This window comes from Lelliottia jeotgali, assembly GCF_977070485.1.
The window spans coordinates 355,948-362,235 of record NZ_CDRVFO010000005.1 but is presented as its reverse complement, the minus strand read 5'-3'; the positions used below and the strand labels follow the sequence as shown (position 1 = coordinate 362,235).

6 protein-coding genes are annotated in these 6,288 nt (G+C 58.8%); 4 read left to right on the top strand and 2 right to left on the bottom strand.

Going from position 1 to position 6,288, the window contains the following annotated elements:
- Nucleotides 1-587: 587 nt before the first annotated feature.
- Together rhtA and ACW4TB_RS10380 are read left to right on the top strand one after the other, a co-directional pair.
- Nucleotides 588-1,475 carry a threonine/homoserine exporter RhtA gene (gene rhtA, locus ACW4TB_RS10385; protein WP_279932723.1) on the top strand — a complete coding sequence of 296 codons (888 nt, stop codon included), beginning with the start codon at nt 588-590 and terminating at the stop codon, nt 1,473-1,475.
- A 190-nt stretch (nt 1,476-1,665) separates the two neighbouring features.
- Nucleotides 1,666-1,947, top strand: a complete 282-nt coding sequence (locus ACW4TB_RS10380) for a hypothetical protein (RefSeq protein WP_039602547.1) — start codon at nt 1,666-1,668, stop codon at nt 1,945-1,947.
- 56 nt (nt 1,948-2,003) lie between these two features.
- On the opposite strand, the gene ACW4TB_RS10375 is transcribed toward ACW4TB_RS10380, so the two are convergent.
- Nucleotides 2,004-3,812: an aminopeptidase P family protein gene (locus tag ACW4TB_RS10375; protein ID WP_279932721.1), complete on the bottom strand. Its 1,809-nt coding sequence runs from the start codon at nt 3,810-3,812 to the stop codon at nt 2,004-2,006.
- Between the two features lie 34 nt (nt 3,813-3,846).
- On the opposite strand from ACW4TB_RS10375, the gene ACW4TB_RS10370 reads away from it, so the two are divergent.
- Together ACW4TB_RS10370 and ACW4TB_RS10365 are read left to right on the top strand one after the other, a co-directional pair.
- Nucleotides 3,847-5,148 (top strand): DUF3182 family protein, encoded by a 1,302-nt coding sequence (locus ACW4TB_RS10370; RefSeq protein WP_455842962.1) that lies wholly within the window; start codon nt 3,847-3,849, stop codon nt 5,146-5,148.
- The gene (locus ACW4TB_RS10365) at nt 5,135-5,905 is read left to right on the top strand and encodes an alpha/beta hydrolase family protein (RefSeq protein ID WP_012315275.1); all 771 of its coding nucleotides are present in this window, start codon (nt 5,135-5,137) and stop codon (nt 5,903-5,905) included. Before ACW4TB_RS10370 ends, ACW4TB_RS10365 begins: the two co-directional genes overlap by 14 nt.
- Here ACW4TB_RS10365 and ACW4TB_RS10360 read toward each other — a convergent pair.
- Nucleotides 5,884-6,264, bottom strand: a complete 381-nt coding sequence (locus ACW4TB_RS10360; protein ID WP_254466134.1) for an antibiotic biosynthesis monooxygenase — start codon at nt 6,262-6,264, stop codon at nt 5,884-5,886. The two genes, ACW4TB_RS10365 and ACW4TB_RS10360, sit on opposite strands and share 22 nt — an antisense overlap.
- Nucleotides 6,265-6,288 lie beyond the last annotated feature (24 nt).

Here is a 6,288-nt window from a genome sequence, read left to right as displayed (position 1 = left end):
AAACCCTAAACTTGGCTCAGCAATCTCAAATGACTATGTGATTTCTCGCATGGTCACTTGTGATGCTGATAATCTTTTTGACTATCAGACCATACTCACAAGCACCCACACGAATTGCTTGATTCGATTTGTTAAAGAGCGTTTGGTTAAGAGCTTTTCGTCTCAACCGAGGCGCGCATTCTACGCTTTCCTCAGAGCCTGTCAAGCGTTTATTTTGAAGTTTTTTGCGAGAAACTCGTTTAGCTTCAAACACTTGGCTCGCCGCGATCTCTCGTAGCGGGAGGCGAATCATACAGCGTTTAGAAGCGCTGTCAACCACCATTTTAACCGCTATCGATCAGTCGACCGAAGCACTTCCAGTACTACCTGGATTAAGCAACTCGTTGAATTTCAAGGAGTTTCTCGTTCCGACTACGCTGGAAGTGGGGCGCATTATAAGGGGATTCGAGAAGGCGTCAAGGCTTTATTTCAAATCACTGGACGTTCAAGCAAGAAGGTGTTTTCGCGGGCACCTTGCACCTCACCCTTGCAATTGCGCACTATATTGCACACTCGCCTCCCATTATTAAAAGGATTGCCGCGCACAAATGAACATCCAGCCCCGCAGCATGGCCACCACGCTGTTCCCTGTAGGCCTGCTGCTTATCGCCATGGCATCGATACAGTCCGGTGCGTCCCTGGCCAAAAGCATGTTCCCGATCATCGGTGCACAAGGCACGACAACCCTGCGTCTGATCTTCGCCAGCATCATCATGCTGCTGATTCTGCGTCCCTGGCGCGTACGGATGACCACCCAGACGCTACGTAATGTGATCATCTACGGCATGGCCCTGGGCGGGATGAACTTCCTCTTCTATATGGCACTGCAGACAACACCACTGGGCATCGCTGTAGCCCTCGAATTCACAGGCCCATTGGCCGTAGCGCTTTTCGCGTCGCGGCGCGCCATGGATTTTTTGTGGATTGCGCTGGCAGTCAGCGGCCTGCTGCTGCTGATCCCGGTCGGCCATGGCGGCCAGCCCCTCGACCTCACGGGAGCCGCCTATGCACTGGGTGCCGGCGTGTGCTGGGCCCTGTACATTCTCTTTGGCCAACGCGCCGGAGCAGAACACGGGATTCAGAGCGCAGCGCTGGGTGTAGTGGTCGCGGCGATATTTGTTGCCCCGATCGGTATCGTCCATGCAGGCACCGCACTGTTGACACCTGCGCTCATCCCACTGGCCCTAGGCGTCGCAATACTCTCGACTGCTCTCCCCTATAGCCTGGAAATGGTCGCCCTGACCCGCATGCCCGCACGCACATTCGGCACTCTGATGAGCATAGAACCCGCCATTGGTGCCCTTTCCGGCTTATTGTTCCTGGGCGAGTTGCTGAGCGTAACCCAGTGGTTGGCCATTCTCGCCATCATTGCCGCGTCAGTGGGCGCCACCCTGTCCATGCGCCGCGACGCGAAGCCCCCTGTGGCGGCCGATTGATTTGAGAAATATTTTCATTTAGCTCGGAATTGGCCATTGTAGGGAGCAGCCCTGCTGATTAAGCTGTCACAAAACCATAATCTTTACGCTATCTACTTGCATGCACATGGATGTCAAAGAATATTCAGGAAGAACCGAAGCGATAACGACAGGGTCAGACAACTGATCAACCCTGCATTTAAGGACAGGAATGAAACGTATTTTGCTCATCCTGGCCGTCTTGGCCATTGCCGGATGTGCCGCAACGGCCAAGACTGAGGTCAAAAAAGGGAAGAAGGGCCTGCACATTAACTGCTCCGGCCTCTCCTCGTCCTGGGACAAGTGCTACAGCAAGGCCGCCACGGCCTGCAGCACACGCGGTTACAAGGTCATCGCCCGCTCTGGAGACACCGACGAAGAGCCGGGTGATTACCTCTTCGGCATCAACCCAGCCGGGTATACCAGCCGCAGCATGATCGTCATCTGCAAGTAAACAGAAAGGGCAGCTCGTGAGCTGCCCTTCTTTTATCTACTGCCCACCTCGGCTGCTCACAATGCCGCTGTACGAGTTTCGAGCCAAGCCAACGCGTCGCCTGACAGCAGGGGAGCAAGGCGCTCGCGAACCGTCGTGTGGTAGCCATTGAGCCACACCAGTTCATCCTTGGTGAGGCACTCGGTGAGCAGGCAACGTGTATCGATAGGGCATAACGTCAGGGTCTCGAAATTGAGGAAGTCACCGAACGCGCTTTTGCCCGATGCACGGTTGACCACCAGGTTCTCGATGCGCACCCCCCAAGCACCAGGGCGATAGGTCCCTGGCTCGATCGAGCTGATCATCCCCTCCTGCATAGCGGTCTGCGGCGCGGTAGCAGCCTGATAGGCAATGACCTGGGGGCCCTCATGCACATTCATGAAATAGCCGACACCGTGCCCGGTACCATGGCCATAGTCGACCTGATCCGCCCAAATCGGCGCCCTCGCGATGGCATCGAGCAAGGGCGAAAGAATACCGCGCGGGAACGTGGCGCGCGACAGGGCGATCATACCCTTGAGCACCCGAGTGCAATCCTGCTTCTGCTCAAACGTCGGAGTGCCCACCGGAACCATCCGCGTGATGTCGGTGGTGCCGCCCAGATACTGCCCTCCCGAATCGATAAGCAGCAAGCCGTTGCCTTCAATGACCGCGTGAGACTGCTCGGTGGCGCGGTAATGGGGCATTGCACCATTGGCGTTGAAGGCCGCAATGGTAGAGAAACTCAGCGAGACAAAATCGGGGCGCCGTGCACGCGCAGCACTCAATTGCTCATCGATGGTCAGTTCGGTGATGGACTCCTTACCCTGGCTCGCCTCAAACCAGGCGAAGAACTCACACAGGGCTGCGCCATCCTGCTCCATGGCGTGGCGGATATGGACCAGCTCATGTTCACCCTTGCTTGATTTGCTCAACGTGGTCGGGTTCAGCCCTTCAATCAGCTGCACCTGCGGGCCTAGGTTCTCAAGCAGGCCACAGGTCACGCGCGCGGGATCGACCAAAAGCCTGCCACCGGCAGGTACCTCTGACAGCGCCTCGCTGATCTCCGAATAATCACGCACCTCGATACCATCGGCTTCCAGCACATGGCGCAAATGCGCATCAAGCTTTCCAGCCGCGACGAACAAAATGGCCTGCTGTTGGCTGATCAATGCAAAGGAAACGAATACCGGGTTGTAGGAGACGTCACTACCGCGCAAATTGAACAACCAGGCGATGTCATCCAGCGTCGCGATGAAGTGCCAGTCTGCCCCCTTCTCTTCCATGGTGCGGCGCAACTGGGCAAGTTTTTCCGACCGACTGACTGTGGCGTGAGGCGGCAGGTGCTGATACACAGGGTTACTTGGCAGCGCAGGGCGCCCTTCCCAAACCTCGGCAAGCAAATCCCGACCGGTTACCAGACGAATGTCTCGCCCCCTGAGGCGCTCCTCGAGCTGGCGTGCAGACGCCAGCGCCATGACCGCCCCATCCACGGCCACTGTTCCTTTGGCTTGGACATTGTCGCCCAGCCACTCCAGTGCACCCGGCTTACCCGGCAGCAGCTTCATGAGTTCGATGCCGCTACCCGCCAACTCCTTGATCGCTTGCTCCCAGTAACGGCTATCGGCCCATACCCCTGCAAAATTCGCTGTAACCACCAACGTACCCACCGAGCCATCGAAGCCCGACAGCCACCGCCGCCCCTGCCAATAGCCCGGTAGGTACTCAGAAAGATGAGGGTCGGCTGAGGGCACCAGGAGGGCATCGATCCCCTCCCTGGCCATTACCTCGCGCACGCGCATCAGGCGCTCGGGAACCCTCTGCTCACGGGTGGTCTGAACGTTCATTCGCACTCCTGCGGTAACATCTTGGTTAATCCAGATGCGAGATAATGGAACACCCAAGCTCCCCCTGCAATCTCGCCGACCGACTCCCGGCCTGCAAGCCAGCGCTGCGCCGGCTAAACAAAAGCGGTTCCTGCCACTGGGAGCGAACCATCGATCACTTCCACCTGAACTTCCCGAAACCACGGGCTTCACAAGCAGTACACTCATTGCAGACAGGCTGATGCCCATGCCGAGCACCTGCGAATCAAAAGCGGGGGTCGTCCTCCTCGATACACGCGATCACACCCCTGAGCACGAACACGCAGTGCACCTGAAGCTGGCTGATGGCCTGGCCGAGCTTCTAGGATGCGCGCGAGTGGCCCCTGATCTGCCACCCAAAGCGGCCGACCGCTATTACTATCTACCCACTGAAACCCTCATCAACCCGCAACGCTATGCCCTCCTCGGCATCCGTACTGAACATGACCTGTTCGGGGGCTTGGTCAGCCACCCTTATATGGCAACCAAGGCGATCTCCCACCCGCTGCCTGCCAATGCCACCTTTCCCCAAGGCTGGACTGACGACTTCGCCCGCCAGGCCAGCGATGCCTTGCTGTGCGGTTACACCGTATTCAGCAAAGCCGATGCCCGGCGGGCCGCGCAGCTACTGCTACGCGATGGCGCAGTACGGCTCAAGCCAGTGCTGGCTTGCGCGGGTCGCGGGCAACAGGTGATCGTTCAACTGGATGAGCTGGAGCCATTGCTGGCCAACATGGACGATCAGGACCTGGCGTTGTGGGGGCTGGTGCTGGAGGAGGACCTCAGTGAAGTAGAAACCTTCAGCGTCGGCCAAGTCCGTGTCGCCGGCCTGACCTGCAGCTACCTCGGCACCCAGCAATTGACCCAGGACCACCAAGGTACCGAGGTTTACGGAGGTTCCGATCTGCTGGTGGTGCGCGGCGACTACCTGGCCTTGCTGCAACTGCCGCTGGAAGACCATCTGCGCCTTGCCGTCAACCAGGCCCTGACCTATGAGCATGCAGCCGAGCAGCACTTCCCAGGCTTCATTGCCTCCCGACGCAACTATGACATCGCACGCGGCAAAAACCCTAGGGGCCAACTGCGCAGTGGCGTGCTCGAACAATCCTGGCGTCTGGGCGGCGCCAGCAGCGCAGAGCTGCTGGCCCTGCAGGCCTTTGCCGATGACCCGGCACTGCAACAGGTTCGAGCCTCCACTCATGAAATATTCGGTACGCTCAACCTTCCCACTGACGCCACCCTCTTCTATCAAGGAAACGACAGTGAACTCGGACAATTCTGCAAATACGCGCGGATTCGCGAGCATGGCCATTCATAGTGAAACCGTCGAATTGCAGGTCGAGGACGACAGCATCGCCGGTACCCTGGTCAGCCCCGGCAGCAAGATGCCCGGGATCCTTTTCGTACATGGCTGGGGCGGTAGCCAGCAACGCGACCTTGCACGGGCCCGGCATATCACAGGGCTCGGTTGCGTGTGCATGACCTTTGACCTGCGGGGCCACGAAAAAACCGAAAGCCAGCGCCTTACGGTTACACGCGAGCAGAACCTCAAAGATCTGCTGGCTGCTTATGACCGCCTGGTTAGCCACCCCGCGGTGGACAGCAGTGCGATCGCCATCATCGGCAGCAGCTATGGCGGCTACCTGGCCAGCTTGCTGACCCTGCAGCGGCCCGTGAAGTGGCTGGCTCTACGCGTACCTGCGATGTACTGGGACGACGAATGGGACAAGCCCAAGCAGACCCTGGACCGTCAGCGCCTGCAAGCCTACCGCCAGCGCCTGCTTGGCCCAGGTGACAATCGCGCCCTGGCTGCCTGCGCGGAGTTCGCTGGCGACGTGCTGCTGGTTGAGTCGGAACAGGACGATTATGTGCCTCACACCACGCTGATGAGCTACCGTTCGGCTTTCGTCAGCGCCCACTCGCTTACCCACCGCATCGTCGACGGCGCGGACCACGCACTATCGAGCGAGCAAAGCCAGAAAGCCTATAGTTCGATCCTCGCGTCGTGGATCAGCGAGATGGTGATAGGTGCGCGTCTGGACCGCTATCCCCATTATGCCCCCTGGTATGCCTGAGACGCACCGACCTGGCAGTGCAGGCCACCGTCGACACCCCGCGCCAGGCTTCGTAACGCCTGATAAGCGGCAAAGTTGACGCTGCGCGCCTGATGTCGAAGCACGATTTCGAGGAAGGGCTCTTCGACAAAACACGCAGCTGCCGCTACCCAAGCCTGTCGTGATTGCCACTGTAGACACTGCAATACGCGGCTACCGTCATCGCTGGCCTGTATGCTGACTTCTTGCAGCCCCTCAAAACGCGAGGCCAGCTCCTCAGCGCGAAGTACCAATGCGTGGGCAAGTGCCTCCTGGCGGGTGGCAGGCACTTCATATTCGATCATCTGGGTGAACCACAGCGGTTGCGGCATGGCCAACATGGACAGTCTCCTTGCTCCGGACGC

Bases quoted from the DNA above. Each gene is read 5' to 3' on its own strand.
- ACW4TB_RS10365 (WP_012315275.1), top strand. From the start codon at position 5,135: ATGGCCATTCATAGTGAAACCGTCGAATTGCAGGTCGAGGACGACAGC.
- ACW4TB_RS10375 (WP_279932721.1), bottom strand. From the start codon at position 3,812: ATGAACGTTCAGACCACCCGTGAGCAGAGGGTTCCCGAGCGCCTGATG.
- ACW4TB_RS10380 (WP_039602547.1), top strand. From the start codon at position 1,666: ATGAAACGTATTTTGCTCATCCTGGCCGTCTTGGCCATTGCCGGATGT.
- rhtA (WP_279932723.1), top strand. From the start codon at position 588: ATGAACATCCAGCCCCGCAGCATGGCCACCACGCTGTTCCCTGTAGGC.
- ACW4TB_RS10360 (WP_254466134.1), bottom strand. From the start codon at position 6,264: ATGTTGGCCATGCCGCAACCGCTGTGGTTCACCCAGATGATCGAATAT.
- ACW4TB_RS10370 (WP_455842962.1), top strand. From the start codon at position 3,847: ATGCGAGATAATGGAACACCCAAGCTCCCCCTGCAATCTCGCCGACCG.